The organism is Pantoea sp. SGAir0180 (assembly GCF_043546245.1).
This window is the reverse complement of record NZ_CP028071.1, coordinates 3,591,569-3,615,873: the sequence shown is the minus strand read 5'-3', so window position 1 is coordinate 3,615,873 and position 24,305 is coordinate 3,591,569. Positions and strand designations below refer to the sequence as shown.

The 24,305-nt window shown below is 54.0% G+C and carries 26 protein-coding genes; 18 read left to right on the top strand and 8 right to left on the bottom strand.

Annotated features, from left to right (window positions below):
* Window positions 1–67 precede the first annotated feature (67 nt).
* From ysgD to C1N58_RS16960, 3 genes are all read left to right on the top strand, one after another.
* Window positions 68–124 carry a YsgD/CorL family protein gene (gene ysgD / locus C1N58_RS16970; protein WP_349887138.1) on the top strand — a complete coding sequence of 19 codons (57 nt, stop codon included), beginning with the start codon at window positions 68–70 and terminating at the stop codon, window positions 122–124.
* 167 nt (window positions 125–291) lie between these two features.
* A complete protein-coding gene (corA, locus tag C1N58_RS16965; RefSeq protein WP_006121454.1) occupies window positions 292–1,245 on the top strand; it encodes a magnesium/cobalt transporter CorA in 954 nt (317 codons plus the stop codon).
* Window positions 1,246–1,341: 96 nt separating this feature from the next.
* Window positions 1,342–2,394 carry an AbrB family transcriptional regulator gene (locus C1N58_RS16960; protein ID WP_394564358.1) on the top strand — a complete coding sequence of 351 codons (1,053 nt, stop codon included), beginning with the start codon at window positions 1,342–1,344 and terminating at the stop codon, window positions 2,392–2,394.
* Here the strand turns inward: C1N58_RS16960 and rarD are convergent.
* Together rarD and C1N58_RS16950 are read right to left on the bottom strand one after the other, a co-directional pair.
* Window positions 2,365–3,264: an EamA family transporter RarD gene (gene rarD / locus C1N58_RS16955; protein WP_054688544.1), complete on the bottom strand. Its 900-nt coding sequence runs from the start codon at window positions 3,262–3,264 to the stop codon at window positions 2,365–2,367. The genes C1N58_RS16960 and rarD overlap by 30 nt on opposite strands.
* A 119-nt stretch (window positions 3,265–3,383) precedes the next feature.
* Window positions 3,384–3,761, bottom strand: coding sequence for a winged helix-turn-helix transcriptional regulator (locus C1N58_RS16950; protein ID WP_054688542.1), 378 nt, complete (start codon window positions 3,759–3,761; stop codon window positions 3,384–3,386).
* A 233-nt stretch (window positions 3,762–3,994) separates the two neighbouring features.
* Between C1N58_RS16950 and C1N58_RS16945 the strand changes: the two genes are divergently transcribed.
* Window positions 3,995–4,468, top strand: coding sequence for a nuclear transport factor 2 family protein (locus C1N58_RS16945; RefSeq protein ID WP_006121456.1), 474 nt, complete (start codon window positions 3,995–3,997; stop codon window positions 4,466–4,468).
* Window positions 4,469–4,521: 53 nt separating this feature from the next.
* On the opposite strand, the gene C1N58_RS16940 is transcribed toward C1N58_RS16945, so the two are convergent.
* Window positions 4,522–4,992 (bottom strand): thioesterase family protein, encoded by a 471-nt coding sequence (locus C1N58_RS16940; protein ID WP_006121457.1) that lies wholly within the window; start codon window positions 4,990–4,992, stop codon window positions 4,522–4,524.
* 190 nt (window positions 4,993–5,182) lie between these two features.
* Here C1N58_RS16940 and pldA point away from each other — a divergent pair, with 190 nt between their 5' ends.
* Genes pldA through rhtC form a run of 3 tightly spaced genes read left to right on the top strand, consistent with a single transcriptional unit; the run spans window position 5,183 to window position 8,544 of the window.
* Window positions 5,183–6,058: a phospholipase A gene (gene pldA, locus C1N58_RS16935; RefSeq protein ID WP_033737373.1), complete on the top strand. Its 876-nt coding sequence runs from the start codon at window positions 5,183–5,185 to the stop codon at window positions 6,056–6,058.
* A gap of 23 nt (window positions 6,059–6,081) precedes the next feature.
* On the top strand, window positions 6,082–7,908 hold the full coding sequence (gene recQ, locus C1N58_RS16930; protein ID WP_394564357.1) for an ATP-dependent DNA helicase RecQ: 1,827 nt from the start codon (window positions 6,082–6,084) through the stop codon (window positions 7,906–7,908).
* 12 nt (window positions 7,909–7,920) lie between these two features.
* Window positions 7,921–8,544 (top strand): threonine export protein RhtC, encoded by a 624-nt coding sequence (rhtC, locus tag C1N58_RS16925; protein ID WP_006121460.1) that lies wholly within the window; start codon window positions 7,921–7,923, stop codon window positions 8,542–8,544.
* Between the two features lie 64 nt (window positions 8,545–8,608).
* Here rhtC and rhtB read toward each other — a convergent pair whose 3' ends face one another.
* Window positions 8,609–9,232: a homoserine/homoserine lactone efflux protein gene (rhtB, locus tag C1N58_RS16920; RefSeq protein ID WP_033737374.1), complete on the bottom strand. Its 624-nt coding sequence runs from the start codon at window positions 9,230–9,232 to the stop codon at window positions 8,609–8,611.
* A gap of 114 nt (window positions 9,233–9,346) precedes the next feature.
* Between rhtB and pldB the strand changes: the two genes are divergently transcribed.
* Together pldB and yigL are read left to right on the top strand one after the other, a co-directional pair.
* Window positions 9,347–10,339: a lysophospholipase L2 gene (gene pldB, locus C1N58_RS16915; protein WP_006121462.1), complete on the top strand. Its 993-nt coding sequence runs from the start codon at window positions 9,347–9,349 to the stop codon at window positions 10,337–10,339.
* Between the two features lie 54 nt (window positions 10,340–10,393).
* Window positions 10,394–11,194: a sugar/pyridoxal phosphate phosphatase YigL gene (gene yigL / locus C1N58_RS16910; protein ID WP_033737375.1), complete on the top strand. Its 801-nt coding sequence runs from the start codon at window positions 10,394–10,396 to the stop codon at window positions 11,192–11,194.
* Window positions 11,195–11,235: 41 nt separating this feature from the next.
* On the opposite strand, the gene glpT is transcribed toward yigL, so the two are convergent.
* Entirely contained in the window at window positions 11,236–12,576 is a 1,341-nt protein-coding gene (glpT, locus tag C1N58_RS16905) for a glycerol-3-phosphate transporter (protein ID WP_058708542.1), read from the bottom strand.
* 357 nt (window positions 12,577–12,933) lie between these two features.
* Between glpT and C1N58_RS16900 the strand changes: the two genes are divergently transcribed.
* Window positions 12,934–13,797, top strand: coding sequence for a carboxylate/amino acid/amine transporter (locus C1N58_RS16900; protein WP_006121466.1), 864 nt, complete (start codon window positions 12,934–12,936; stop codon window positions 13,795–13,797).
* A 188-nt stretch (window positions 13,798–13,985) separates the two neighbouring features.
* On the opposite strand, the gene C1N58_RS16895 is transcribed toward C1N58_RS16900, so the two are convergent.
* The 3 genes from C1N58_RS16895 to C1N58_RS16885 form a co-directional block, all read right to left on the bottom strand.
* Window positions 13,986–14,465: a YehS family protein gene (locus tag C1N58_RS16895; protein WP_033737377.1), complete on the bottom strand. Its 480-nt coding sequence runs from the start codon at window positions 14,463–14,465 to the stop codon at window positions 13,986–13,988.
* An 84-nt stretch (window positions 14,466–14,549) separates the two neighbouring features.
* On the bottom strand, window positions 14,550–15,467 hold the full coding sequence (metR, locus tag C1N58_RS16890; RefSeq protein ID WP_006121468.1) for an HTH-type transcriptional regulator MetR: 918 nt from the start codon (window positions 15,465–15,467) through the stop codon (window positions 14,550–14,552).
* A gap of 427 nt (window positions 15,468–15,894) precedes the next feature.
* Window positions 15,895–16,731: a dienelactone hydrolase family protein gene (locus tag C1N58_RS16885; RefSeq protein ID WP_006121469.1), complete on the bottom strand. Its 837-nt coding sequence runs from the start codon at window positions 16,729–16,731 to the stop codon at window positions 15,895–15,897.
* Between the two features lie 302 nt (window positions 16,732–17,033).
* Here C1N58_RS16885 and udp point away from each other — a divergent pair, with 302 nt between their 5' ends.
* From udp to tatC, 8 genes are all read left to right on the top strand, one after another.
* Window positions 17,034–17,795: a uridine phosphorylase gene (udp, locus tag C1N58_RS16880; protein WP_006121470.1), complete on the top strand. Its 762-nt coding sequence runs from the start codon at window positions 17,034–17,036 to the stop codon at window positions 17,793–17,795.
* Between the two features lie 144 nt (window positions 17,796–17,939).
* The gene (gene rmuC, locus C1N58_RS16875; RefSeq protein ID WP_033737379.1) at window positions 17,940–19,439 is read left to right on the top strand and encodes a DNA recombination protein RmuC; all 1,500 of its coding nucleotides are present in this window, start codon (window positions 17,940–17,942) and stop codon (window positions 19,437–19,439) included.
* A gap of 76 nt (window positions 19,440–19,515) precedes the next feature.
* Window positions 19,516–20,274, top strand: a complete 759-nt coding sequence (gene ubiE, locus C1N58_RS16870) for a bifunctional demethylmenaquinone methyltransferase/2-methoxy-6-polyprenyl-1,4-benzoquinol methylase UbiE (RefSeq protein WP_033737381.1) — start codon at window positions 19,516–19,518, stop codon at window positions 20,272–20,274.
* Window positions 20,275–20,285: 11 nt separating this feature from the next.
* Window positions 20,286–20,891 carry a ubiquinone biosynthesis protein UbiJ gene (locus C1N58_RS16865; RefSeq protein WP_006121473.1) on the top strand — a complete coding sequence of 202 codons (606 nt, stop codon included), beginning with the start codon at window positions 20,286–20,288 and terminating at the stop codon, window positions 20,889–20,891.
* Window positions 20,888–22,525 carry a ubiquinone biosynthesis regulatory protein kinase UbiB gene (gene ubiB / locus C1N58_RS16860; protein ID WP_006121474.1) on the top strand — a complete coding sequence of 546 codons (1,638 nt, stop codon included), beginning with the start codon at window positions 20,888–20,890 and terminating at the stop codon, window positions 22,523–22,525. The genes C1N58_RS16865 and ubiB overlap by 4 nt, the downstream gene beginning before the upstream one ends.
* 110 nt (window positions 22,526–22,635) lie before the next feature.
* Window positions 22,636–22,890 (top strand): Sec-independent protein translocase subunit TatA, encoded by a 255-nt coding sequence (gene tatA / locus C1N58_RS16855; protein ID WP_033737383.1) that lies wholly within the window; start codon window positions 22,636–22,638, stop codon window positions 22,888–22,890.
* A 3-nt stretch (window positions 22,891–22,893) separates the two neighbouring features.
* Window positions 22,894–23,529, top strand: coding sequence for a Sec-independent protein translocase protein TatB (gene tatB, locus C1N58_RS16850; RefSeq protein ID WP_205950874.1), 636 nt, complete (start codon window positions 22,894–22,896; stop codon window positions 23,527–23,529).
* Entirely contained in the window at window positions 23,529–24,287 is a 759-nt protein-coding gene (gene tatC / locus C1N58_RS16845) for a Sec-independent protein translocase subunit TatC (protein ID WP_006121477.1), read from the top strand. The genes tatB and tatC overlap by 1 nt, the downstream gene beginning before the upstream one ends.
* Window positions 24,288–24,305 lie beyond the last annotated feature (18 nt).

Sequence of the window (24,305 nt, the reverse complement as noted above, 5' to 3'; positions counted from 1 at the left end):
CCGCCGGTTGACGACTTTTTCGTCTCAGCGTAACATGCGCGCACTATTATCATGAGAGGACAATGCCTTGGACACGCCCAGTCGATGCTGGCTCATTAACCTGGTTTTCAGGAATAACATCTAAGGCTATCTCATTACGCTGGTAGCCTTAGCGGTTATCAGCGACCTCCCTTTTTGATCCGTCGCACGAGTCAGCACTGATTTATCGTTTCTCCGTGTTCAGGTTCGCGGTTATCTGTTCCGACCGCCTTACAGCGTTGTCCCATAAAGTCTGCAATGGGGAGTCTTGCTATGCTGAGCGCATTTAAACTTGATAACAGTCGCCTGACGCGTCTGGAACTGGAAGAAGAAAGCGATAAACTGACCACGTCAGTGTGGGTTGACCTGGTCGAGCCTGAGGAAGGCGAGCGCGACCGTGTTCAGTCCGAGCTGGGGCAGAGCCTGGCCACGCGCCCTGAGCTGGAAGATATCGAAGCCTCAGCGCGTTTCTTCGAAGATGAAGATGGCCTGCACATCCACTCCTTTTTCTTTTTTGAAGATGCCGAAGATCATGCCGGCAACTCGACGGTCGCCTTTACGATTCGCGAAGGACGCTTATATACACTGCGCGAGCGGGAGCTTCCTGCCTTTCGTCTTTACCGCATGCGAGCCCGCAACCAGACGTTGATTGACGGTAACGCTTACGAGCTGCTACTCGACCTGTTTGAGACCAAAATTGAACAGCTGGCGGATGAGATTGAAAACATCTATAGCGCGCTGGAAAAGCTTAGCCGCGTGATTATGGAAGGTCAGCAGGGCGAGGAGTACGATCAGGCGCTGTCGCGGTTAGCTGAGCTGGAAGATATCGGCTGGAAAGTGCGCCTGTGTCTGATGGATACGCAGCGAGCGCTTAACTTCCTGGTACGAAAAGCCCGTTTGCCAGGCAATCAACTGGAGCAGGCGCGCGAAATCCTGCGGGATATCGAATCGCTGCTGCCTCACAATGAGTCCCTGTTCCAGAAGGTCAACTTCCTGATGCAGGCGGCGATGGGCTTTATTAATATCGAGCAGAACCGCATCATCAAGATCTTCTCGGTAGTTTCCGTGGTTTTCCTGCCGCCAACGCTGGTGGCCTCCAGCTACGGCATGAACTTTGAGTTTATGCCTGAACTGAAATGGAGCTTTGGCTATCCCGGTGCGATTTGCCTGATGATGCTTGCCGGTCTGGCGCCTTATCTTTATTTCAAACGCAAGAACTGGCTGTAATCGTCTGTCAGGGCCGGTCAACCGGCCCATTTCGCTGGCCTGCTGGCACAATTCTGCGTAATCTACCCGCTCCATTTTCACAAAAAATTAACTTTTATGGCCTCTCTTTCATTGCGCGTGCAGTGGTTACTGTTGTTGGTCGCATCGGTATTACTTGGCGCACTCTTCCAGTATTTTCATGTTCCGGCCGCCCTGTTACTGGGCCCGATGATTGTGGGCGTGATGATGGGGTTATCCGGTGCCACATTGCGCATCCACAAGCGGCTGTTCCTGCTGTCGCAGGCGGTACTGGGCTGTATGATTGCACAGAGCCTGTCACCGTCCATTTTAACGCCGCTGTTACAGGACTGGCCCGTCGTGGTAGCGGTACTGCTGCTGACTCTGGCGGCCAGCGGTATGTCGGGCTTTTTGCTGGTTCGGTTTAGTCAGCTTCCCGGCCCGACCGGCGCGTGGGGATCGTCACCTGGTGGTGCTTCTGCCATGGTGGCGATGGCGGGAGAATTCGGCGCGGATGTGCGTCTGGTCGCCTTTATGCAGTATCTGCGCGTTCTGTTTGTGGCGGGCGCGGCAGCAATGGTGGCTCGCATCGGCCTGGGCGATGGCGCTCATGCGGGATCACTGGTGTGGTTTCCTGCACTGAACAGCGGTTTTCTGCTGACGATTTGCCTGGTGATCGGCAGCGCCTGGCTGGGCCCCTGGTTACGCATTCCGTCCGGCGCGTTGCTGGTGCCTGCGCTGATTGGCGCTACGCTGCACGCTACCGGAACAGCCGTGCTTCAGATGCCTGAATGGCTGCTTGCCCTGGCGTACGCGCTGATCGGCTGGAGCGTGGGGCTGCGCTTCACCCGACCCATTTTCAAACTGGCGCTGAGTACCCTGCCGCAAATGCTGCTGTCCATTTTCGGCCTGATGCTGCTGTGTGGCGGACTGGCGTGGATGTTGACGCGCGTACTCCATATTGACCTGATGACCGCCTATCTCGCCACCAGTCCAGGTGGCCTGGACACCGTGGCGATCATTGCGGCCGGAAGCGGAGTGGATATGGCGTTTGTGATGGCGATGCAAACCCTGCGGTTATTCACCATTCTCCTGACCGGCCCGGCAATGGCGCGTTTTCTGTCACGCTTTGCGCAGTCGGCCCCGCGCTGAAAACACGACGGCATCCAGAATGAAGACCAGCAATGCCAGCCAGATAAAGCCAAACGTCAGCATTTTATCCGGCGTGATGGTTTCGCCATAAAACAACACAGCCAGTAAGAACATCAGCGTTGGGCCAAGATACTGAAAGAAGCCAACCGTCGACAGGCGCAGCCGGGCACAGGCTGCGGCAAAGAACATCAGCGGAATGGTGGTCACAATACCTGCGGCGATCAGCAACAGATTCAGGCTGGCGGGATTGGCGGTAAGATGGCTGGTACTGCTGTCTGCAAAACCAAATAAATACAGCGCGGCCAGCGGAAACAGCCACAGCGTTTCAATCAGCATACCGCTCTGGGCATCGACCTGAATTTTCTTCCTCATGAGGCCGTAAAACGCAAAGCTGAAGGCCAGGCCTAATGCAATCACCGGCACCGAACCAAACTGCCACAGCTGCAAAAGGACGCCAGCGGTAGCGAGCGCCACAGCCAGCCACTGCAGACGACGAAAACGTTCGCGCAGGAAAACCATACCAAACACAACGTTAATCAAAGGGTTAATAAAATAGCCCAGACTGGCTTCTAGCATATGCTGGTTATTCACCGCCCAGATAAACAGCAGCCAGTTACCGCCCACCGTGACGGCGGTCAGCGCCAGTAGCAAGACCTTTTTGGGTTGGCGCACGACGCTTCTGACCTGCCCCCAGCTGCGGCTAAGCGTAATCAACAGCAGCATAAACAAGGCTGACCAGATTACCCGGTGCGTCATGATTTCAGTCGCAGGGACGGCTTTAACTAATTTGAAGTAGGCAGGTGCAATGCCCCATATGAAATAAGCGCCAAGCGCAAAACCTATTCCCTGACGGGTTTGCTGGGTATCCATAAATCATCCTGAAAGTTCGTTCTGTACCAAAAGTCACTGAGAGAAAGCGGCGTGACAGAGGGCCGCAATGTTACCGCAGTCCCCGTCATGTCTGTAGCCCGATCTGGCAACAGGCAGGGTCAGGCTTTGTCCTGCTCACCGGCACGCTGGCGGGAAAGACAAATGGCCTGATGATTGTCATCCGCCCACGCAATCAGTTGCTGCATCGGTTTAAGAAAAGAACGACCTAACTCTGTCAGACTGTACTCAACCCGTGGCGGCACTTCCGGATAAAGAGTCCGCAGGATATAGCCGTCCACCTCCAGCCGTTTCAGCGTTCGTGACAGCACCTGACGAGCGACATCGCCAATATGGCGGTGCAGCTCATTGAAGCGCAGCGTGCGCTCGGCCAGCGCCTCAAGAATCAGCAAACTCCATTTATCGCCAATCCGGTCAAGTACATCCCGAATGGGGCAAGGCTGTTCATAACTGAATGTGTTAGGGGATGACACAGACATGAAAAGGGTTCCTGCACGTAGTAATAGTCACTTTCATGTGACTGAGTCAGCACAAAGTGACGTCTTGTTATCCATTTTGCGCGAATGTACCATCCGCAGCGACAACAGTCTATTTTTGTGACCTGGTGTGATATCAAAACCTGATGGCGCGTCCGGGCCATGCCCGGCACCCTGTATGAAGTAATCCTCTGGCGCGGAGCGGTTAGCGCTGTAACGAATGAGCAAGGAGAAAAATGATGGCAACCTTTCTGAAAACCCTGCTGCTGACGGCAGGTATCCTGACAGCGAGCGCTGGGTACGCCGTGCAACCGAAAGAAGGCCGCGATCTTAACGTGGAAGAGGCCAATCGTGCGCTGGTGATCAACTTTTATAATCAATTTTTCAATCAGCACAAGGTGACAGAAGCGGCCCGGGTCGTGGCGGACGATTACCGCCAGCACAATCCCGGGGTGCCGAATGGCAAGGCACCGCTGGTTAACTTTTTCAGCGATTTTTTCAGCAAAAACCCACAGTCAAAAGCGCGCATCGTTCGCAGTGCAACCGACGGTGATCTGGTATGGCTGCATGTTCACTCGACCAATGGTGAACACGATCGTGGTCAGGCTGTTACGGATATTTTCCGCGTGAAAAACGGCAAAATTGTCGAGCACTGGGATGTGATTCAGGCCGTACCGGCGACCTCAGCGAATACCAATACGATGTTCTGAGGCAGGCAGGATACTGCGTGGCAGGGCCTGAACGGTGCTACGCGTCGATTCGCTTAACCGGTCAGGTAGGTCGCGGTTGCGGTGGCAATGTAAAGGCCCTGCTCATTATGTAATTCTACCCGCGCCACAGAGACTTTATTGCCGGCACGCAGTAAACGGCTGCTGGCAATAAAGCGCTCGCCCCGTCCGGGACGGAGATAATCCACCCGCATATCAATCGTCCCCATACGGGACAGTCGCTGTCGCAGCACGTCTTCACTTATCTGCTCATCACGTGTCAAGGCATGGCTCACGCACACCATGCCCGCGGCGACATCCAGTACCGCTGCTGTTACACCACCATGAAGAATGTGCTGGGCGGCATTGCCCACCAGCATGGTTTTGTTGGCAAAACTGATTTCTGCGTAATCGGGTTCCAGACGATCCAGTTCCAGACCCAGCGCCTGATTAAACGGCATGTGATAAATAAAAATTTCACCGACGAGGCGGCGAGCGTCCTGCTGAGTCAATAGCACGGATGACATGGTGTTTAGTCCTGAACAGCTGGTAATTGAACTGTAGATGTTAATAAGATGTTTATTCTATGCTTCGCTCGACAGGGTTTCCAGTTTAGGAAATCAGCGCTGATGTTCACCCACTTTTGTGTGTAGAATGTCCTGCTTTTTACAACACCCATTCGCTTTTATGAATACGCAGTTTTCATCGGAGAATCCTATGCGTAAGCATCGCGCCTTGCTGGCGGCAATGTTACTTCCTGCTTTGGCGCAGGCGGACGAAGCCACAATTAAACATGTTCACGATGCACCGCAGGTGCGAGGCAGCATCATTGCCAACCTGCTGGAGCAGCACGACAACCCGTTTGTGCTTTATCCTTACGAAAATAATTATCTGCTTTACACCTATACCAGCGACATAAATAAAGAGGCGATTTCCTCCTACAACTGGGCAAAAAACGCACGTAAAGATGAAGTGAAATTCCAGCTCAGCCTGGCATTTCCGTTGTGGCGTGGCATTGTCGGTGACAACTCCGTATTAGCGGCGTCTTATACTCAGCGCTCATGGTGGCAGTTATCCAATAAAAAAGAGTCGTCGCCTTTCCGTGAGACGAACTATGAGCCACAGATTTTCCTGGGCTGGGCGACCGATTACTCGTTTGCCGGCTGGACACTGCGTGACGTTGAGGTCGGTGTGAATCATCAGTCTAACGGCCGCAGCGATCCGACCTCACGCAGCTGGAACCGTGTTTATACTCGTCTGATGGCGCAGAACGGTAACTTCCTGGCCGAGATCAAGCCCTGGTTCCGTATTTCAGAAAGCGCGAATAATGATGACAACCCCGATATCACCAAATACATGGGTTATTATCGTGCGAAGTTAGGTTACGCCATGGGCGACAGTATTTTCAGCGTTGAAGGCAACTATAACTGGAATAGCGGCTACGGCGGCGCTACGCTGGGCTGGAGTTATCCGATCACCCAACACGTTCGTTTCTATACGCAACTGTTTAGCGGCTATGGCGAATCCCTTATTGACTACAACCATCGTCAGACACGCGTCGGTGTGGGCGTAACACTCAACGATTTATTTTAATTAACCATCAAGTCAGGATCACAGTGGCAACCTCGGCAGTTCTTAATCAGGAAGCGTTGGCGCAGCAGGTATTACAGGATACCTTCGGCTACCAGCAGTTTCGTCCCGGTCAGCAGGCCATTATCAATGAAGCGCTGAATGGGCGAGACTGCCTGGTGGTGATGCCAACCGGCGGCGGGAAATCACTCTGCTATCAGATCCCCGCGCTGGTGCGTGAAGGGCTGACACTGGTCGTCTCGCCCTTGATCTCGCTGATGAAAGATCAGGTGGATCAACTGCTGGCAAATGGTGTTGCGGCGGCGTGTCTCAATTCGACCATGACCCGCGAGCAACAGCAAAACGTCATGGCGGACTGCCGAAACGGACGCGTAAAGTTGCTCTATATTGCGCCCGAACGCCTGATGATGGATAACTTTCTGGAAAGCCTGGCGCACTGGCAGCCTGCGATGCTGGCGGTGGATGAGGCGCACTGCATTTCTCAGTGGGGACACGATTTCCGGCCCGAGTACGGCGCACTGGGGCAGATGCGTCAGCGCTTTCCCGATCTGCCGGTTATGGCGCTCACGGCGACCGCCGACGAAACCACCCGCCTTGATATCGTCAACCTGCTGCATATGCAGGACCCGCTGATTCAAATCAGCAGTTTTGATCGACCTAATATCCGCTATACGCTGGTGGAAAAATTCAAACCCACCGAACAGTTACTGCGTTACGTACAGGATCAGCGGGGCAAGTGCGGCATCATTTACTGCAACAGCCGGGCAAAAGTTGAGGACACGGCCGCGCGCCTGCAGAGCCGCGGTCTCAGCGTGGGTGCCTATCATGCCGGTATCGACAGCGCGCAGCGCGCCCGCGTGCAGGAAGCGTTTCAGCGCGACGATCTGCAAATTGTGGTCGCCACCGTGGCGTTTGGCATGGGCATTAACAAACCCAATGTGCGGTTTGTGGTCCATTTCGACATTCCCCGCAATATCGAATCCTACTATCAGGAAACCGGCCGTGCGGGTCGTGATGGCCTGCCTGCGGAAGCGATGATGCTTTATGATCCTGCAGATATGACCTGGTTACGTAAATGTCTCGAAGAGAAACAGCCCGGCCCGCTGCAGGACATAGAGCGGCATAAATTGAATGCCATGAACGCCTTTGCTGAAGCGCAGACCTGTCGCCGTCTGGTGCTGCTGAACTACTTTGGTGAAGGGCGGCAGCAACCTTGTGGTAACTGCGATATCTGTCTCGATCCGCCTAAGCGCTATGACGGTCTGGTTGAAGCCCAGAAAGCGCTTTCGAGTATTTACCGTGTCGGCCAGCGCTTTGGCATGGGTTACATCGTTGAAGTTTTGCGCGGCGCGAACAATCATCGTATCCGTGAACAGGGTCACGACAAGCTGCCGGTTTATGGGCTGGGTAAAGAGAACAGCCATGAGCATTGGGTGAGTGTGCTGCGTCAGCTGATTCATCTGGGGTTAGTCACCCAAAATATTGCCATGCATTCTGCACTGCAACTTACCGAAGCGGCCCGACCGGTGCTGCGCGGTGAAGTCCCGCTGATGCTGGCGGTACCACGGCTCATTACAACCAGACCGAAAAGCAGCAGTTCGGCAAAAGTCTACGGGGGTAACTATGACCGTAAGCTGTTTGCCAAACTCCGCAAGCTGCGTAAGGCGATAGCGGATGAAGAGAACATTCCACCCTATGTGGTCTTTAACGACGCCACATTGCTGGAGATGGCGGAACAGATGCCGGTCAGTGCGTCAGACATGTTGAGCGTGAATGGGGTCGGTCACCGTAAACTCGAACGTTTCGGTAAGCCCTTTTTGCTGATGATTAAAGAGCATCTTGATGAAGAGTAAAGAGGCATTACCATGTTGATATTGTTTGGCACGATTGCGTTGGTCCACCTTGTTGCGCTCATGAGCCCCGGCCCGGATTTCTTTTTCGTTTCGCAAACGGCGGCCAGCCGTTCGCGCAAAGAAGCGATGTTGGGTGTGTTGGGCATTACGCTGGCGGTCATGATCTGGGCAGCGGTGGCGTTAATGGGCCTGCATTTGATCCTGCAAAAAATGGCCTGGCTGCATCAAATCATCATGGTCGGTGGCGGGCTTTACCTGTTATGGATGGGATGGCAGCTGATCCGTTCCGCGCGTCAACGTCATAAGCAGCCGGTACAGCAGGAGCCTGTCGTCGATCTGCCAAAGAAAGGCATGAGCTTTATCAAAGGGTTGTTAACCAATCTCTCTAACCCCAAAGCGGTGATCTATTTTGGTAGCGTCTTCTCATTATTTATCGGTAACGATGTCGGTGGGCTGGAGCGCTGGGGATTGTTTGTGTTGATTAGCGTCGAAACCTTTGCATGGTTTTCTCTGGTCGCCGCAATTTTTGCTTTGCCATGGATGCGGGATAAATATCAGCGTGCCGCGAAGTGGGTGGATGGCATGGCGGGCGTACTGTTCGCCGGATTTGGCATTCATCTTATCCTGTCACGCTAAGGTCGCCAGACCGGCTTTATGCGGCCGCCGACAGTATGCTCTGTCGTGCGGCTGCAGGTGTACATCAGGCCATTCGCCTTGCGCTGGCCAGCAGTCCGCCAATCGCAATAAATAATCCCCCGAAAATACGGTTCATCAGCTTCATCTGTTTAGGGCCTTTGATCCAGCCCGCAATGCGCGTCGCTAAGGTGGCGTAACCAATCATCACCACGATATCCACCAGTACGGTGGTTATGCCCAGAACCAGATACTGCAGCATAAGGGGTTGATGAGGAAGGATAAACTGCGGAAACAGCGCGGCCAGAAACACAATACTTTTGGGATTGGTGAGGTTCACCATGACAGCCCGTTTAAACAGGCGACGACGCGGCATCGCTTTTGACATCGCGTTGAGATCAATGGCGCCGGCAGCCCGCCACTGTTGAATACCCAGCCAGACCAGATAGCCGGCACCGGCCCATTTCAGAATCTCAAACGCCAGCAGCGACTGAGAAAACAGCGCGCCAAGACCCACCCCTACCAGGGCGATATGCAGCGCGAGCCCTACCTGCAGCCCGGAGATGGAGGCGACGGCACCACGATAACCGTGGCTGATGCCGGTGCTCATGGTGTTAATCGCGCCTGAGCCGGGTGAGAGGCTCAGAATTGTGGTGGTAAGAAGGTAGGTCAGCCACCATTCGATGGTCATGGGTTGTACTCCCGGTCTCGTCTGAAGTGTGACACAATACGCCAGAATGCTGCGCAGAGCCATGGACATCATGCGGCCGTTCAGACTCTTTTTTTCCGGCAATCAGGAGGGCGGATGAAGCAACACAGGGCAAGCTGGCTGCGACGCGAAAAGGCCTTTGCCGCCTTTGCTACTGGTCCACTGCTTGATTTCTGGCACAGCCGTGAAGAGTGCGAATTCACTGGCGTTGGAAACCTGACATTGCGCTATGTCCGGTTCATTTCACCGCAACATAAACGCGTCATCCTTATCGTGCCGGGGCGCATCGAAAGCTACGTTAAGTATCCCGAACTGGCTTACGATCTTTTTCACTGCGGCTTTGATGTGATCGTGCTCGATCATCGCGGTCAGGGGCGATCGGATCGTCTGCTGGATGACTCTCACCGCGGGCATGTGGTGGAGTTCAGCCATTATGTTGATGACCTCGAAACGCTTTATCTCAAAGAGATTGTGAGCCGTCATTATCAGCAGCGCTATGCACTGGCTCATTCGATGGGCGGCGCGATTTTGACGCTCTTCCTGGCGCGTCAGCCCGGTGCATTTCATGCCGCCGCGCTGGTGGCTCCCATGTTTGGGATTGCGTTGCCGTTACCCGCTTTTCTGGCGCATAAGATTCTTGACTGGGCGGAAAAGCGCCCCGCTGTGCGTGAGGGTTATGCATTAGGCACAGGGCGCTGGCGGGCGCACCCTTTCGGCATCAACCGGTTAACGCACAGCCATGAGCGCTACCGCCGCAGTCTGCGTTTTTATGCGGATGATCCGGCTATTCGCGTGGGCGGACCTACGTATCACTGGGTCAGAGAAGGGATTCATGCCGGGCGCAATATTCTGAGCCAGGTGGATAACATTACGACTCCGTTGCTGGTGCTGCAGGCCAGTGAAGACAGCGTGGTGGATAATCGCTCGCAGGATCTGTTTTGTGACGCGATGGCGGCAGCCGGTCACCCCTGTCAGGGCCGGACACCGCAGGTTATCAGCGGCGCGCGCCACGAGATCCTGTTTGAAAAGGACAGCATGCGCGCCGAAGCGCTCAATACCATCGTCGATTTCTTTTTATCGCAGCATTAGTTCGCAATTTACATTACCGGCTACGGCCAACCGACACCGATACCCGAGGTTTTCATGTACCACATTGTTGTGTCCGATCTGGATGGCACACTGCTTTCTCCCGAACATCGCCTGACCGCCAATGCGCGCGAAACGCTTCAGCAACTGGTCGCGCAGGGCATTCACTTTATTTTTGCCACAGGCCGTCATCACATCGATGTCGGGCAAATGCGTGACAAGCTGGGGATTCCGGCTTACATGATTACGTCAAACGGCGCGCGCGTTCACAATCCGGCAGGGGAGCTGGTTTTTAGCCACAATCTGGACGCGGACATCGCCCACGATCTGTTTGGTCTGCAGTATCATCATCCGGACGTGCTGACGCATGTTTATCGCGACGATGAGTGGTTTGTCAGCCGCTGCAGTCCGGCGGAGAAGGATTATTTTCGCGAGTCCGATTTTCACTATCAGGTTTATGAGCCGGGCATGCTGCCGACGGATGGCATCAGCAAAGTCTTTTTTACCTGTGAAGAACCGGAACACCTTGTCCCTATGGAGCAGGCCATCGAAGCACGCTGGGGCGACAGGGTTAACGTGAGTTTTTCGCTGCCGACCTGCCTCGAAGTGATGGCAGGCGGCGTGTCAAAAGGCCATGCCCTGGAAGCGGTGGCAAAACAGTTAGGCTTTACGCTTAAAGACTGTATTGCGTTTGGTGATGGTATGAATGATGTCGAAATGCTGAGTATGGCAGGCAAAGGCTGCATTATGGCTAACGCCCATCAGCGTCTGAAAGACACCTTACCTGAACTGGAAGTGATTGGCAGTAATGCCCAGGATGCCGTCCCGGAGACGCTGAGAACACTCTATCTGTCGTAATCCGAAAAGAAGGCCGGTAAGCCGGCCTTCTGGCAAATCCGTTATGCCCTTTTTTGCTTATGCCGGTGCTCACTGATCATGGTTAACAGCAGCAGCACTACCGCCATAACGGCGCCGGCAATCATCACGATGAATCCGCCATCCCAGCCGAAATAATCGACGGTATAACCCACAATGGCGCTGGCCGCGACTGAGCCACCCAGATAACCGAACAGCCCCGTAAACCCGGCAGCCGTGCCAGCCGCTTTTTTGGGTGCCAGCTCCAGCGCATGCAGACCAATGAGCATTACCGGTCCATAAATCAGAAAGCCAATCGCGATCATGCAGGCCATGTCCACACCGGGATTGCCCGGCGGATTTAGCCAGTAGATGACGGTAGCAGCGGTAACCAGCGTCATAAAAAACACCCCTGTCGCACCACGGTTGCCGCGAAAGACCTTGTCTGACATCCAGCCGCACAACAGCGTACCGGGAATGCCCGCATACTCATAAAAGAAGTAGGTCCAGGAGGACTTATCAAGCGTGAAATGCTTTACTTCTTTCAGGTAGGTCGGTGACCAGTCGAGGATGCCGTAACGCAGCAGGTAGACAAACACATTTGCCAGAGCGATGTACCACAGCAGTTTGTTGGGCAGGACATACTTCATAAAGATTTGTCTGGCAGTGAACTCTTCCTCATGACTTTCGTTGTAATCCACCGGATAGTCGTTTTTATAGGCCTCAATCGGCGGTAATCCACAAGATTGCGGCGTATCGCGCATCAGGGCAAAGGCCAGAATCGCAATGGCGATCGCCCCGAAGGCGGGCATATATAGCGCGGCTTTCCAGTCGTTGAACCACGCCATCCCCAGCAGAAACAGCAGGGGCGGAATCCCGCCGCCGACGTTATGCGCACAGTTCCACACAGAAACGATGCCGCCGCGCTCCTTTTGTGACCACCAGTGGACCATAGTGCGTCCGCAGGGCGGCCAGCCCATTCCCTGAAACCAGCCACAGATGAACAGCAGTACGAACATCACCATAATGCTGGAGGTTGCCCAGGGCACAAACCCCATAATCAGCATTACAGCAGCCGCCAGCGTTAAGCCGGCAGGTAAGAAGACCCGTGGATTCGACCGGTCTGACACCGAACCCATAATAAATTTGGAAAAGCCATAGGCGATGGAGATGCCTGAAAGCGCAAAACCCAGATCGCCGCGTGAGAAGCCTTGTTCAACCAGGTAGGGCATCGCCAGGGCGAAATTCTTTCGAACCAGATAGTAGGCCGCATAGCCAACGAAAATTCCGATAAAGATTTGCCAGCGCAGGCGACGGTAGCGTGGATCGATACGATGATCTTCGACCCGGGGCTGGTGTGGTGCAGGTTTAAAAATACTCAACATAGCGGCGGCCCTCCAGGGCGCATTATGATTTTGATTCCCGGCAGGTTGGGCAAAACTCAAGAAAACGGCGATCGGGATGCGCCATTTCGCGCAGAGAATAGACAGAGATACATGGCTTTACTGTGATGAATGACAAATCTGTTACAGATTTATGACAATCTGGCGCAAAAAGCTCAGGCCGATGCGCTGATGCGCACATTTTTCTGCTGACAGGATATGCCCGATGAGAAGATAAAAAGCCTGACCGGCAGATTAATGCGTAACTGCCTGGTTAATGCACAGATGTCAACCAGATAAATCTCCCTGCTGTGCGGACATTGTTTACACTGTCGCTCTGTTTATTTCGGGGTTGTTACCGTGCTTTTATTGATTGTTACTACCATTCTGTGGGCTTTTTCATTCAGCCTGATTGGCGAGTATCTTGCCGGTCAGGTTGACAGCTGGTTTTCGGTGCTGATGCGCCTGGCGCTGGCGGCCGTGGTATTTTTGCCTTTCCTGCGCTGGCGCGGCTATCGCCCCTCTACGCTCCTGCTGTATATGCTGGTAGGCATGCTGCAACTGGGCATCATGTATTTACTGAGTTTCGAAGCCTATCTCTATCTGAGCGTGTCTGAATTCCTGCTGTTTACCGTGATGACGCCGCTGTACGTCACGTTGATCTACGACGTGATCAGTCGACGGCCTCTGCGCGCAGGGTACATTTTCAGTGCGTTGCTGGCTGTGGCGGGCGCGGCAATCATTCGTTATGACAAAGTCAGCGATAACTTCTGGTTCGGCCTGTTGCTGGTACAGTTAGCCAATATTTGCTTTGCAGCAGGTATGGTGGGCTACAAACGTTTGCAGGAAACCCGTCCTGTGCCGCAGCACACGGCCTTTTCGTGGTTCTATCTGGGCGCGGTGCTGATTGCGGTGGTGGCCTGGGCCGTCTGGGGCAACCCGCATAAACTCCCGACCACCTCACTGCAGTGGGGCATTCTGGTCTGGCTGGGCGTGGTGGCGTCCGGACTGGGTTACTTTATGTGGAACTACGGTGCTACGCAGGTCGATGCTGGCACGTTGGGCATCATGAACAACATGCATGTGCCGGCAGGCTTGCTGGTCAACCTGGCGATATGGCAGCAAAAGCCACACTGGCCAAGCTTTATTGCCGGTGCGCTCGTGATAGTAGCGTCCTTGTGGGTCCATAAGCGCTGGGTGGTCGGTAAGAACAATCAACAGTGAAGAAACAAGGCATCGCCGCGCATCGACGCCAAAAGTAGCAGGCCGCTCAGTCTGTTGCGATCCCATGGCGGACGGGGCGCGCGTCGGCAGAAGGCGAGCAAGACGACGTCTGCTCGCCCGGCAGAGCGGACCGGATTGTTATCCCGGTGCGCTTTCTCCGGCGGGACGAGCGTAAGTCGGCGGCTGGTTTAAGCGGGCTTAACTGGCGCAGGGCGATGAATCATCGTCAGCCCCTTGAGGAAATTACGCAGAATCTGGTCACCGCATTCACGATAGTTTTTGTGATCCGGTTTACGGAAGATCGCGCCAATCTCTGCCTGAGACACGGTGAAGTTGGCTTTTTTCAGGATATCAGGGATGTCGGTCGTTTTCAGGTCAAATGCAATACGCAGCTTTTTCATGAAAATGTTGTTATTCATCTTACGCTCGATGGAAGGCGCAGGGGCATCCTCACTTTTCCCACGGCGATGAAAGATTAAGCCATTCAGGAAATAGCCCATCAGGACATCGGGGCAGGGGCGAAATGCCGCATCCTCATCTTTTTTCAGCCAACTGGTGATATCGGCCTGAGGAACCTCGCACTCCGCTAAGGCAAAAATCGCCACCATTTTGGCATCGTTCAGATCGAGCATATAGCGCACGCTGCGCAAAATATCGTTGTTAGTCATGGTGAGATCGTCTCAAGGTCAGTCAACAGGCTGCGCATTATAGGGGATTTTGCCCGCCGCCGCGCAGCTTTGTCGCTCATGCGGCTAAACGGCTGCAGGATGCGCGGCATTCCTGACAAAAGGCAAATGTTCACAGGCATGCTGACGGGCAAAATGGATAAAGGCTTCCAGCACAGGCTGACGCTGCTCGCCGTCACGCACGGCGGCATAAAGCCGACTCCATAATCCCTCTCCCAGTGTTTTCGTGATCACTAACCCCTGTTTTTCAAAGCTCTCCACTACCCAGTGTGGCAGCGCGGCAATGCCCATGCGCGCCGACACCATCTGAATCATCAACAGCGTGTTATCCACATTCTTCAGTGCAGGACTGATGCCCGCGGGCTGAAGAAAATGACGCCAGATATCCAGCCGCTGACGCTGCACCGGGTAAATCATCAACACTTCGTCGGCCAGTGCGTCAGGGGAGATATGTTCGACCTGAGCCAGAGGATGATCGGGTGCCAGCACCAGGCGCACTTCGAAATCGAACATCGGTGAATAGAACAGGCCCGAGCGCGGCAGAATATCGGACGTTAAAACGATATCCAGCTCACCCTGTTGAAGTGCAGGTTGCGGATCGAAGGTCACACCTGATTTAAAATCCATCACCACCTGTGGCCAGCTCTGACGAAACTTATCCAGTGCCGGCGTAAGCCACTGGATGCAGCTATGACATTCAATGGCAACACGAAGCGTAGTCTGTTGCGGCTCATGGCAGGCCTGAAGCGCCTGCTGAATTTGCGGCAGAATCTGTTCCGCCAGCTGCAACAGAATTTCGCCCTGCGGCGTGAAGCGCAATGGCTGGCTTTTGCGTACAAACAGGCGGAATCCGAGCCGCTGTTCCAGATCGCTGAACTGATGTGACAACGCCGACTGCGTCTGGTGAAGCTGGGCGGCCGCGGCGGCCAGCGAGCCGGTATTCCGCAGAGCCTGAAGCGTCCGGAGATGTTTGAATTCGATCATGAGGGTCCTTCACATCGAAACTGAATAATTTGCGCTTGAGAGACATACAGTACCCGCAGAATATAGCGGTGTAAACATCTGGACGGCTAAACGTGACTGGCGATCAGACTGACCCAGGCATTTCTGGAGAATAGCAAATACCAATCCATAACCCTACTCCCGGCTTTTCATGTACAGGTGTGCGGCGCGAACTGAAAAATGAGTATTTGCTTATCCAAACGGAACGGACCGGAGGGTGACGACATTCACTCAAGAAATAGCAGAAAAAATGAGGCGCGTTATGTTGCTGCAGAACGGCTATGGGACACTCCGCAATCCAGCCTGAAAACCCACCAGGCTTGTGAGCAGGCTTAACGCGGAAAAGCTCTCAGATTTGCGGGTGTTGGATGGCGACGCGAGAGTTTGGGCGCTTACGCGCCCTTTTTTATCACTCAGTGGATGCGACACCGTACTGCTTAAACCAGGCTAACATACGTGCCCAGCCGTCTTTTGCCGATTCGGCATGGTAGCTCGGACGATAGTCGGCGTTAAAAGCATGCCCGGCATCGGGATACACAATGATCTCTGCCTTTGCGTTTGCAGCATGTAAGGCCTGGCGCATCTGCTCCACGCTTTCCAGCGGAATGCCGTCATCCTGACCACCATACAAACCCAGCACAGGCGCGTTCAGATCCACAGCAATATCGATAGGATGTTTTTGCTGCTTCATGGTTTTTTCCCCTACCAGGCGACCATACCAGGCCACGGCAGCGCGAAGTTGCGGGTTGTGTGCCGCATAGAGCCAACTGATGCGTCCGCCCCAACAGAAACCGGTAATTCCCATCCGCCGGATATCGCCACCGTTGCGGGCCGCCCAGTTAGCGGCATGATCGAGATCCGCCAGTACCTGGCTGTCAGGCACCTTGCTGACCAGTTCTTTAAACAGCGTAGGAATATCGTTGTAGTCGTTGGGGTCGCCTTCGCGGAAGTAAAGCTCTGGCGCGACAGCCAGATAGCCTTCCAGCGCCAGACGACGACAAATGTCGCGAATGTGTTCATGAACGCCGAAAATTTCCTGCACGACCAGCACAACAGGCAACGGCCCGTCTGCTGACTGCGGTTTCGCGTAAAAAGCCGGAAGATTTTCACCCTGACTCGGAATAGACGTCTCACCGGCGTGGATGGCCGGGCTGTCGGTAATAATGGTGGTCGAAGCCGTGGGCTGAACTGCCGGAGCAAACGCGCCTGCGGCTGATTTTTGTGTCATATTATCGTCGGTTTTCATCGTTATCTCCGTGCAAGCGTATGCGCAATCACGTAACTATAGCCTGGGCATTTATTACTGGTTCCGGGCAATGCGTAACAGAGCTTATAACCTTTAAAATACACTTCTCTTTAACATTCTCATGCTGCCTTCCACATCACCATATGTAGCATTACGGAAGGTCTGAGATAAACGTGTGATATTAATCACTAAAAATTTCACCGAAAATGTAACTTTCATTTTCTTGAGTGAAACCAGTCACACATTTAACCCGTCGGGTAACGTAAAGTGGCGTACTGTTTTTCCTTAACCCGGAGTCTGATATGACACAGTCTGACGTTTTCCATCTTGGCCTGACGAAAGCCGACCTGCAGGGGGCGACACTGGCCATTGTTCCTGGCGATCCGGAACGTGTAAAAAAAATTGCCGGACTGATGGACGATCCCCGGCACCTGGCTTCCCATCGTGAGTTCACCAGCTGGCTGGCTAAGCTTGACGGTAAACCCGTCGTGGTCTGTTCTACCGGGATTGGCGGACCTTCCACCTCCATTGCCGTCGAGGAGCTTGCTCAGCTTGGCGTGCGCACTTTCCTGCGTGTAGGGACAACGGGCGCCATCCAGCCGCATATCAATGTCGGCGACGTTCTGGTTACGACGGCGTCTGTACGCCTGGACGGTGCCAGCCTGCACTTCGCACCAATGGAATTTCCGGCCGTCGCCGATTTCACCTGCACAACGGCCTTAGTGGCTGCGGCAGAAGCCTGCGGTGCCAAAACTCATATCGGGATTACCGCCTCATCTGATACTTTCTACCCCGGCCAGGAGCGCTACGACACCTTCTCGGGCCGCGTCGTGAACCGTTTTCAGGGCTCTATGCAGGAGTGGCAGCAGATGGGCGTCCTGAACTATGAGATGGAATCGGCGACGCTGTTAACCATGTGCGCCAGTCAGGGCCTGCGCGCAGGCATGGTGGCGGGCGTGATTGTTAACCGCACGCAAAAAGAGATTCCCGATGCAGTGACGATGAAGCAGACCGAAAGCGATGCCGTCAAAATAGTAGTTGAAGCGGCGCGTCGCTTACTCTAGCCCTTCGTTTGACAGACAGGCCGGCTGTCCGGCCTGTCATGGCCTTGTCTTTACGTCTCGTCTTTCCCCCTCAGTAAATATATCTGGACATTCATACAGTGCGAATTTACCTTTTTCCTCAATAGCCTGACCAGCGGGGAGAATATGGATCAGCACATCATTATCAGCATCTGCCTTGGGCTCGCCGGCCTGGGTGTTGGCTGGATACTGGCGCAAATGCGTGTCAGTCATCAGTTAGCCAGCTTTACCACAGAGCGCCGTCTGCTTAACGAAGCACAACAACGTCAGCAACAGCACATCGAGCAGCTCCAGCAGCAGCTGCAACAGCGCGAACAGGAGTTGAGACAGCTTCATGGATCATTAAGCGGAGCCAATGAGCGCCTGCAACAGCTGGATTACTGGCGTAATGAGAGCGAGCAACTGACACGAGAGCTGCGCAATCAGCTGGAGGTGAACAGCGCGCAGGAAGCCGAGCTGCGTGAAGTGACCATCCGTCTTGAGGAAACCCGTTTTGCAGCGGAAGAGAAGCAGCGCCTGTTGACCAACAGCGAGCAGCGGCTTAGCGCGCAGTTTGAAAACCTGGCTAACCGAATTTTTGAAAACAGCGGTCGCCGCGTTGATGAGCAAAACCGTCAAAGTCTGAACAGCCTGATTGGGCCGTTGCGTGAACAGCTCGATGGCTTTCGGCGGCAGGTTAATGAGAGCTTTGGCGCGGAAGCGCGTGAACGCCATACACTGACCCACGAGATTCGTCAGCTACAGCAACTGAATGCGCAGATGGCCCAGGAAGCGCTCAACCTGACCAAAGCGCTCAAAGGCGACAACAAAATCCAGGGCAACTGGGGCGAGGTGGTGCTGAGCCGGGTACTGGAAGCGTCAGGATTGCGTGAAGGCTATGAATACGATATCCAGGTCAGCATGCAGAACGAGCAGCAAAGCCGCATGCAGCCCGATGTCATCGTCCGGCTTCCCCAGGGGAAAGATGTGGTGATCGACGCCAAAATGACGCTGGTTGCCTACGAGCGGTATTTCAACGCGGATGACGACATTGAACGTGAACAGGCCATTCAGGCGCATATCAGTGCCGTACGCGGCCATATCCGTTTGCTGGGCCGTAAAGATTATCAACAATTGCCCGGTTTACGCTCACTGGATTATGTGTTGATGTTTATCCCGGTTGAACCGGCGTTTTTACTGGCAATCGATCGGCAGCCAGAATTGATCGGCGAAGCGCTCCAGCAAAATATCATGCTGGTCAGTCCGACCACGCTGCTGGTTGCATTGCGTACCATCAACAATCTCTGGCGCTACGAGCATCAAAGCCGCAATGCGCAGCGGATTGCCGAGCGCGCAGCCAGGCTTTACGACAAAATGCGCCTGTTTGTTGATGATATGAGCGGTATTGGTCACAGCCTTGATAAGGCCCAAAACAGCTATCGTGAAGCGATGAAGAAGCTGGCAGAAGGGCGGGGTAATTTGATCGCACAAACGGAAGGCTTCCGTGACTTAGGTGTAGAGGTTAAACGCGCTATCAATCCCCATCTGGTCGAACGCGCGATGCCCGAAAATGAGCACGACAGTATGCCCGGTAACGACCAAAACGCAGACGAAAGTTGTGAGCGGGTTCGGCACCTCCACGAATAAGCAGGTCGCCAACGTGCCTGACCTCCGTGACTCTGATACACTTCCATAAGTATTGTTTGTGGAGCAGGTAAAACCGATGGCAGATGAATCACAGCAGGAAACTACCCATTTTGGCTTTCAGACCGTCGCCAAGAGCGAGAAAGCCGACAAAGTCGCGGACGTGTTTCATTCCGTAGCGGCGAAATATGACCTGATGAACGACTTAATGTCGTTTGGCGTCCATCGCGTCTGGAAGCGTTTTACCATCGACAGCAGCGGTGTGCGTCGCGGTCAGCGTGTCCTGGATCTGGCCGGTGGAACCGGTGATTTAACCGCAAAATTTTCACGGCTGGTGGGCGAGACCGGGCAGGTTGTTCTGGCTGACATTAACAGCTCTATGCTGAAAATGGGCCGGGAGAAGCTACGAAACCTCGGTATCGTTGGCAATGTCAGTTATGTTCAGGCCAACGCCGAAGCGCTGCCGTTTCCTGACAACTACTTCGACTGCATTACGATCTCTTTTGGCCTGCGTAACGTTACGGAAAAAGAGAAGGCGCTGGCGTCGATGTTCCGCGTGCTGAAACCGGGTGGACGCTTGCTGGTGCTGGAGTTCTCGAAACCTGTTATTGAGCCGCTGAGCAAAGCCTACGATGCCTACTCGTTCCATATTCTGCCGCGCATCGGCCAACTGGTTGCTCAGGATGCAGAAAGTTATCGCTATCTGGCCGAGTCCATCCGCATGCATCCCGACCAGGAAACCCTGAAAGCGATGATGAACGATGTGGGATTTGAAAACACCACCTATTCAAATATGACGGGCGGCATCGTGGCACTTCATCGTGGGTTTAAATTTTAACCATTATGGCCATGACCTTAACCCCCGTCATCACTGCCGGTATTGAAACGGCGCTAAACCGTATTCTCTACCGCGATCGTGGTCTGAAAAGCGCACGTCAGCGTTTAGCAGGCAAGGTACTGATGTTGCGTTTGAGTGAGCTATCCTGGCCGCTGGTGCTGGTGTTCAGTGAGCAACAGCTGGATGTCCTTAGTGACTGGCAGGACAGCAGCGACTGCACGGTCATTACGCAGCTTAAGTCGCTGCCGAAGCTACGTGATCGCCAGCAACTGACGACGCTGATACGCAGCGGTGAGTTACAGGTCGAAGGGGATTTGCAGGTGGTGCAGCAATTCTCTGCGTTGATGGATCTGGCTGAGCTGGATCCTGCCGAATACCTGGCCCCCTGGATCGGTGATATCGCCGCGCAAGGGATCAGCCAGGGTGCGCAGCGCGCATTTCGCTTGTTTAAAGCGGAAACGCAGCGACGTCAGGATTATCTCGGTCAGGCGTTGACGGAAGAGTGGCGCGTTGCGCCAGGTGCGCTGGAATTTGCCTGGTTCGCTGAGGAAGTTAGCGCGATGGAACGTTCGCTTGATGCGCTTAATGCGCGTCTGGCACAGCTGGAGGCGAAATGAGTTTTGGAGAGATCCGCCGGTTATATTTCATTATCAAGGTGTTTCTGACATACGGACTTGATGAACTGATTCCCCAAATGCGTATTACTCTGCCGCTTCGGCTGTGGCGGCGGTGCGTGTTTTGGATTCCTAACCAGCACAAACACGAACAGATGGGCATTCGGCTGCGTCTGGCGATGGAACAGCTGGGCCCCGTCTGGATCAAGTTTGGTCAGATGCTGTCCACGCGGCGTGACCTGTTTCCCCCGCAGATCGCCGATGAACTGGCTATTTTGCAGGACCGGGTTGCGCCCTTCGACGGCGTGAAAGCCAAAGCACAAATCGAAGCCTCCATGGGGGCACCGATTGAGTCCTGGTTTGATGACTTCGATATCACCCCACTGGCTTCTGCCTCTATTGCGCAGGTTCACACGGCAACACTGAAATCCAACGGCAAAAAGGTTGTCATTAAGGTTATCCGCCCGGATATTCTGCCGGTGATCAAAGCCGATATGAAGCTGATCTACCGCATCGCCCGTTGGGTACCGCGCCTGCTGCCGGATGGTCGCCGTCTGCGTCCGGTTGAGGTGGTGCGCGATTATGAAAAAACGCTGATCGACGAATTAAACCTGCTGCGCGAAGCGGCCAATGCCATCCAGCTGCGGCGTAACTTCGAAAACAGCCGCATGCTGTATGTTCCCGAGGTTTACTCCGACTACTGCAGCGAAACCATGATGGTGATGGAACGCATCTACGGTATTCCTATCTCCGATGTGGCGACGCTGGAGCAGCATGGCGTTAACATGAAATTGTTAGCCGAACGCGGCGTACAGGTGTTCTTCACACAGGTTTTCCGCGACAGCTTCTTCCATGCAGACATGCACCCTGGCAATATCTTTGTCAGCTATGAGCATCCAGAAGACCCGCAATATATCGGCATCGACTGCGGGATTGTCGGCTCGTTGAACAAGGAAGATAAGCGCTATCTGGCCGAAAACTTTATCGCCTTCTTTAACCGGGATTACCGCAAAGTGGCAGAGCTGCATGTTGACTCTGGCTGGGTACCGGCAGATACCAACGTGGAAGACTTCGAGTTTGCCATTCGTACGGTGTGCGAACCCATCTTTGAAAAACCGCTGGCTGAAATTTCATTTGGTCATGTGCTGCTAAACCTGTTTAACACGGCGCGACGTTTCAATATGGAGGTGCAGCCACAGTTGGTGCTGTTGCAAAAAACGTTGCTCTATATCGAAGGGATTGGCCGGCAGCTCTATCCGCAACTGGACTTATGGAAAACGGCGAAACCGTTCCTTGAAGACTGGATTAAAGATCAGATTGGTATTCCGGCGATCATTCGCGCAGTGAAAGAAAAAGCGCCCTACTGGGCAGAGAAACTGCCCGAGCTGCCCGAGTTGTTCTATGACAGCATGCAGCAGCATAAGCAGTTACGTCTTAGCGTCGATAAACTCGTGAACGATTTGAGTGTCCAACGTACACGTCAGCATCAGGCGCGTTTCCTGTTTGGCGTCGGTGCCACGCTGCTGATTAGCGGTACAGCGGTACTCCTCAGCAGGCCTGAGTGGGACCTGTTTCCGGCGGCATTAATGGCGGCAGGTTTTGTCAGTTGGTTAATCGGCTGGCGCAAGACAAACTGATTGTCACTCGCGGCTGAAACGCGGTAATGTCGCTGACTGAGACCCGAATTAACAAGGGTTTAGGTTGTGCTTCATTCCGCAGTTTTTAACAAAAAAATCGAGGCTATCTCATGGGCGGTATCAGTATTTGGCAGTTATTAATTATTGCCGTGATTGTGGTGCTTTTGTTCGGTACCAATAAGTTACGTAATCTGGGGTCGGATTTGGGTTCGTCTATCCGTGGTTTCAAGAAAGCCATGAGTGATGAAGACGACAAAAAAGATCAGCCAAAAGAGCAGGACGCGGATTTCCATGCGAAAACGCTGGCGGACAAACAGCCAACGTCTGCTCAGAAAGACGACATTAAGAACGACAAGCAGGTGTAAACCGTGTTCGATATTGGTTTTGGTGAGTTGCTATTAGTCTTCGTGATCGGGCTGATTGTCCTGGGTCCGCAACGTTTGCCGCATGCGGTTAAAACGGTTGTCGGATGGATCCGGGCGGTCCGTTCACTGGCGGCCAATGTTCAGAGTGAGCTGGCGCAAGAGCTGAAACTGCAGGAACTGCAGGACAGCCTGAAAAAGGTGGAGGAAGCCAGCCACGGCACATTGTCGCCTGAGCTGAAAGAATCCATGGAAGCGTTGCGTAAAACCGCGGATTCAATGAAACGCTCGGTTCAACAGAGCATTGATATCGAAAGAGAAGAAGACGAAGCAAACACCATCCATTCCCCGTTACACCAGACGGGGAGTGACTCGCCGAAACAGGTGACGCCTGCGGCCAGTGAGCAGCAGGCACAGTCACCCGCACACGCACCTTTTGAACCCCATGTCGAGGCTGCGGTTGCACCGGCACAGGACAGCAACACGGCGACCACGCCGGTCCCGCCGCGGCCTGCGTCCGGCTACGCCAGTGCTCCGCCGCAATCGCCGGGTCGGGCAGACGCATCGCCTGCGGAAAAACCGGGCAACGCCGCGCCGTCGCTCAACCCAGCTTCTCCTCCTTCTGCAAGTGATGAACGATAATGGCCGTTGAAGATACCCAACCACTTATCAGCCATCTGATTGAGCTGCGTAAACGTCTGCTGAACTGCATAATTGCTGTGTTAGTTATTTTTCTGGCACTGATCTACTTTGCTAATGACATCTACCATGCCGTGGCGTCGCCACTGATCAATCAGATGCCAGCGGGTGCCAGCATGATCGCGACGGATGTCGCCTCACCTTTCTTCACGCCGATAAAGCTGACGATGATCGTGTCGGTGTTCCTTGCCGTGCCGGTTATTCTTTATCAGGTCTGGGCGTTTATTGCGCCAGCGCTTTATCGCCACGAACGTAAGCTGGTCATGCCGCTGCTGTTTTCCAGTACGCTACTGTTTTATGTTGGCGTGGCCTTTGCCTATTTCATTGTTTTTCCACTGGCTTTCGGCTTTTTTGCGAAAACCGCGCCGCAGGGCGTCACTATCGCGACAGATATCACCAACTATCTCGATTTTGTCATGACCTTGTTTATGGCGTTTGGTGTGGCATTTGAAGTGCCGGTAGCCATTGTGCTGCTGTGCTGGACCGGTATTACCAGCCCTGAGGATTTAAAAAAGAAGCGTCCTTACATCCTGGTCGGCGCGTTTGTTGTCGGGATGCTGCTCACACCACCGGACGTTTTTTCTCAAACTTTGCTCGCTATTCCGATGTACTGCCTGTTTGAAGTCGGCGTATTCTTTTCACGGTACTATGTGGGAAAAGGCCGTCAGACAGAGGATGAGGAACAGAACACCGAATCCTGATGTCGTATTCAGTACACC

Excerpts from the sequence above, each read along its gene's own strand:
- corA (WP_006121454.1), top strand. The coding sequence starts at position 292 with ATGCTGAGCGCATTTAAACTTGATAACAGTCGCCTGACGCGTCTGGAA.
- C1N58_RS16960 (WP_394564358.1), top strand. The coding sequence starts at position 1,342 with ATGGCCTCTCTTTCATTGCGCGTGCAGTGGTTACTGTTGTTGGTCGCA.
- rarD (WP_054688544.1), bottom strand. The coding sequence starts at position 3,264 with ATGGATACCCAGCAAACCCGTCAGGGAATAGGTTTTGCGCTTGGCGCT.
- C1N58_RS16950 (WP_054688542.1), bottom strand. The coding sequence starts at position 3,761 with ATGTCTGTGTCATCCCCTAACACATTCAGTTATGAACAGCCTTGCCCC.
- C1N58_RS16945 (WP_006121456.1), top strand. The coding sequence starts at position 3,995 with ATGATGGCAACCTTTCTGAAAACCCTGCTGCTGACGGCAGGTATCCTG.
- C1N58_RS16940 (WP_006121457.1), bottom strand. The coding sequence starts at position 4,992 with ATGTCATCCGTGCTATTGACTCAGCAGGACGCTCGCCGCCTCGTCGGT.
- pldA (WP_033737373.1), top strand. The coding sequence starts at position 5,183 with ATGCGTAAGCATCGCGCCTTGCTGGCGGCAATGTTACTTCCTGCTTTG.
- rhtC (WP_006121460.1), top strand. The coding sequence starts at position 7,921 with ATGTTGATATTGTTTGGCACGATTGCGTTGGTCCACCTTGTTGCGCTC.
- rhtB (WP_033737374.1), bottom strand. The coding sequence starts at position 9,232 with ATGACCATCGAATGGTGGCTGACCTACCTTCTTACCACCACAATTCTG.
- pldB (WP_006121462.1), top strand. The coding sequence starts at position 9,347 with ATGAAGCAACACAGGGCAAGCTGGCTGCGACGCGAAAAGGCCTTTGCC.
- yigL (WP_033737375.1), top strand. The coding sequence starts at position 10,394 with ATGTACCACATTGTTGTGTCCGATCTGGATGGCACACTGCTTTCTCCC.
- glpT (WP_058708542.1), bottom strand. The coding sequence starts at position 12,576 with ATGTTGAGTATTTTTAAACCTGCACCACACCAGCCCCGGGTCGAAGAT.
- C1N58_RS16895 (WP_033737377.1), bottom strand. The coding sequence starts at position 14,465 with ATGACTAACAACGATATTTTGCGCAGCGTGCGCTATATGCTCGATCTG.
- metR (WP_006121468.1), bottom strand. The coding sequence starts at position 15,467 with ATGATCGAATTCAAACATCTCCGGACGCTTCAGGCTCTGCGGAATACC.
- C1N58_RS16885 (WP_006121469.1), bottom strand. The coding sequence starts at position 16,731 with ATGAAAACCGACGATAATATGACACAAAAATCAGCCGCAGGCGCGTTT.
- udp (WP_006121470.1), top strand. The coding sequence starts at position 17,034 with ATGACACAGTCTGACGTTTTCCATCTTGGCCTGACGAAAGCCGACCTG.
- rmuC (WP_033737379.1), top strand. The coding sequence starts at position 17,940 with ATGGATCAGCACATCATTATCAGCATCTGCCTTGGGCTCGCCGGCCTG.
- ubiE (WP_033737381.1), top strand. The coding sequence starts at position 19,516 with ATGGCAGATGAATCACAGCAGGAAACTACCCATTTTGGCTTTCAGACC.
- C1N58_RS16865 (WP_006121473.1), top strand. The coding sequence starts at position 20,286 with ATGACCTTAACCCCCGTCATCACTGCCGGTATTGAAACGGCGCTAAAC.
- ubiB (WP_006121474.1), top strand. The coding sequence starts at position 20,888 with ATGAGTTTTGGAGAGATCCGCCGGTTATATTTCATTATCAAGGTGTTT.
- tatA (WP_033737383.1), top strand. The coding sequence starts at position 22,636 with ATGGGCGGTATCAGTATTTGGCAGTTATTAATTATTGCCGTGATTGTG.
- tatC (WP_006121477.1), top strand. The coding sequence starts at position 23,529 with ATGGCCGTTGAAGATACCCAACCACTTATCAGCCATCTGATTGAGCTG.